The following is a 3,599-nucleotide window of genomic DNA, read 5'->3' as shown; positions in this document are numbered from 1 at the left end:
CAAGTACGTGTAGAAACCTGTGGTAACTTTTGTGTTGCTCCAACTGGTATAATGGTAGATGCCATAACAGATACTACAGCAGATATCTCTTGGACAGCAAATAATGGAGAAACCGCTTGGGAACTAGTAGTACAACCAGCAGGAACAGGCGTACCAACAGGACCAGGAACAGCTATTACCACCAATCCATATACAGCAATGGGATTATCATCAAGTACAGCGTATGAGGTATACATCTTAGCAGATTGTGGGAACGGAATGAGTGTGTGGGCTGGACCAGTAAACTTTACAACACTTAACACACCACCTCCACCACCAGTAGGTGTAACTTGTTCAAGTGGTTCTTCTACATTTATATTTACTGAAGACTTCGGAAATGATACTAATACTGATCCATCTGGATGGACAGGAACAGGTTTTGGAGGCGGAAATGGTGATTGGGACATTACTGCTGAGAGTGCAAACTCAGGTGGTACAGGACCTAACATCACTTGGGACGGAAACCCAGGAATGCATTTAGAATATGAAGCTTCAGGAAATTCAACAGATATTGCATCAGCAATATCACCAGCTATTGATTTATCAACTGCGGTTGATGGTGCAGAGTTATCATTTTGGATGCATGCGTTTGGAGATGATATTGGAACTTTAAATGTAGGTGTTAGTACTTCTGCAACAGGACCATTTACTGCAGAATATACTTGGATAGGTGACTATCAATCTACAGCAGACGAAGCTTGGATACCAATAGGTGTTAATTTAGACGCTTATTTAGGACAAGTTATTTACATAGAATTTAGCTACGGAGGAGCAGGAACAGGATTTGAAGGCGATATGTCTATAGATCAAGTTCGTGTAGAAACTTGTGGTAACTTCTGTATTGCACCAACAAATATAGTAGCAACAAATATTACAGAAACTTCTGCAGATATATCTTGGACACCAAGTGGACCAGAAACACAGTGGAATTATGTTATACAACCGGCAGGTACTGGTGTACCAACATCTGGAACAACTGTAAGTACTACAACAGTGTCTGAAACTTCACTAAATCCAGCAACAGATTATGAAGTCTATGTGCAAGCAATTTGTGGAACAGATACTAGTGTTTGGGCTGGTCCTTATAATTTTTCAACATTATTACAATTTAATTTTACTTTAGATTGCGCAGTGGATGGACCACAAACAATTAGTTATTGTTATGAAAATAACGATACTAATGTGTTTACATTTTCATCAACAGATGGAACACCGCTTAATTTAACCATTAATGCAGGACAAGTAGAAAATAACTTTGATGAAGTGATTGTATTAGATTCAGATGGAGTTACCAACTTAAACGCAGCAACACCTTATGGTAATGCAGGACAAATTTCTGGATTAACTTTTCAATCTACAGGAGGCACCATTTCATTTCAAGTACAATCAGATGGAAGTATCAATTGTCAAGGTAATGGATACCCTTCAATAAATTTAACGGTATCCTGTGCAACTTGTATAAATCCAACCGCAACTTTTGTTGTCGTAGATGATTGTGCTAACGGGAATCAGTTTTTAGTAGATGTAGATATTACTTCTTTAGGTGATGCAATCTCATTAGAAATAGCAGATAACCAAGGCGGAACACCTGTAAGTGTTACCACAACAGGAGTAACCCAGTTTGGTCCTTACCCTTTTAACACAGATATTATTTTTACAGTGTCTAATGAGCAAGATGTTAATTGTGTAGTTACAAGTCAAGCAATATCTTTAGCAGCTTGTCCACCTCCAAATGATAACCCTTGTAATGCAACAGTAGCATCTGTTAATTCAGATGAATCTTGTACAGTAATAAACTCTGGTACTTTAATAGAAGCAACAGATTCAGGAGTACCAAATGGTGCTTGTACAACTAGTGCAGATGATGACGTTTGGTTCGAATTTACTGCTGTAGGCGACCAACAAATCATTCAAATACTTAATGTTGCAGGAGGATTTAATGTTGATCATGCTCTTTATGAAGGTTCAGACTGTAATAACTTGACTCAAATGTATTGTACTACAGATGATTATAGTTTAACTCCAACATTAACCATAGGTAACACATATTATATTAGAGTATTCTCTGCAGGTACGACATCAACATCTATTACATTTGATTTATGTATTCAGACTTTAGGTGTACCAACGTATTGTACAGATGCTTTACCAATTTGTGCAGATCCAACAATATTTTATCCAAGTGTAGTAGGTGATCAAGTTGCGCCACCATATTTAGATTATGATTGTTTAGGAAGTCAACCAGACCCTCAATGGAATACAATTCAGTTTGATGATCCAGGTGACTATGTATTCCAATTAGCACAAACAAATGCTGGTGGAACAGGTTTAGATATTGACTTTATTGTTTGGGGTCCTTTTACTGCTCAAGATACAGGGTGTTATGACTTGTTACCACCAAATATTGCAGATTGTAGTTTCTCAGCTACTGCTACAGAAACTATTACTTTAAATGGAGTACCAGCTAATTCAATTTATATTATCCTTATTACTAACTACTCTCAGCAATCTGGAACTTATAATTTCACACAAACATCAGGACCTTTAGATGGAACTAATTGTGATGTAGTATGTGATGTAACTTTAGATTATGATGGAATAGTTATTGAACAAGGAGCTTCAGCTCCTGAAGGATACAGTGATGAAATTTATTTATGTGGTTATACCTCTGTGACATTAACTGCAGATACTGCTTATTCAGTTGATACATATGATTGGTATATTGATGGAATCTATCAAAATGGTATTAATTCTCCAACATTTACAGCAACTCAATCTGGTCAATATCAGTGTATAGTAGGAGGCGGAATTTGCGCAGATTTTACATCATCTTTAATAGCAAATATTAATTTCCTTGATGATGCTTCTGCACAACAAGCACCAGCGTTAGAATCCTGTGATGATGGAAGCGGTAATGCTGTCTTTGATTTAGATTCGCAAACAGCTACCATTTTAGGAACTCAAAGTAGTTCAGACTTTGTTGTAACTTATCATTCAACTTTAGCAAATGCTCAATCAGGAACAAATCCACTTGCTTCACCATATACAGCTGCAAATGGTACTACCATATATGTAAGAGTTGAAGATGTAGATGCAGTTGGCTCAATGTCTGGTTGTGCTTCTACTAATACTAACTTTAATTTGATAGTCAACTCCTCTCCAGATGCTACACAACCTATGGATTTATTAGCTTGTGATGATGGTACAGGAGCTGGATTTTTTGATTTAACTGTAAATGAATCTGTAATAATAGGTACTCAAACAGGTGTTGTTGTAACGTATCATACTACAGAGGATGATGCATTAAATGGCGTTAACCCAATTGGGAATCCTACAGCCTACAATAATACATCTAGTCCACAAACCATTTATGTTAGAGTAGAAAATGCTTTAGCTAGCGATTGTTTTAAAACGACTAATTTTAATATTGAATTAAATACTTCACCAGAAACCACTTTTGATTCGTCAATAGTTTACGAGGTTTGTCCAAACGCTACAGTACCAATAACCATTAGTGCAGAAGCGGTTAACTATACCACTTCTGAGGTAAGTATCAAGTG

Annotated in this window: 1 protein-coding gene; it reads left to right on the top strand. The window is 36.8% G+C overall.

Annotated features, from left to right (window positions below):
- The coding region (locus tag LY08_RS13450) for a fibronectin type III domain-containing protein (RefSeq protein ID WP_211305938.1) at positions 1-3,599 on the top strand (3,599 nt) is incomplete at both ends.

This window comes from Olleya aquimaris, from assembly GCF_003259525.1.
GTDB classification, from domain to species: domain Bacteria; phylum Bacteroidota; class Bacteroidia; order Flavobacteriales; family Flavobacteriaceae; genus Olleya; species Olleya aquimaris.
Note: the sequence above shows the minus strand (reverse complement) of the source record. Positions and strands in the feature narration are given on the sequence as shown.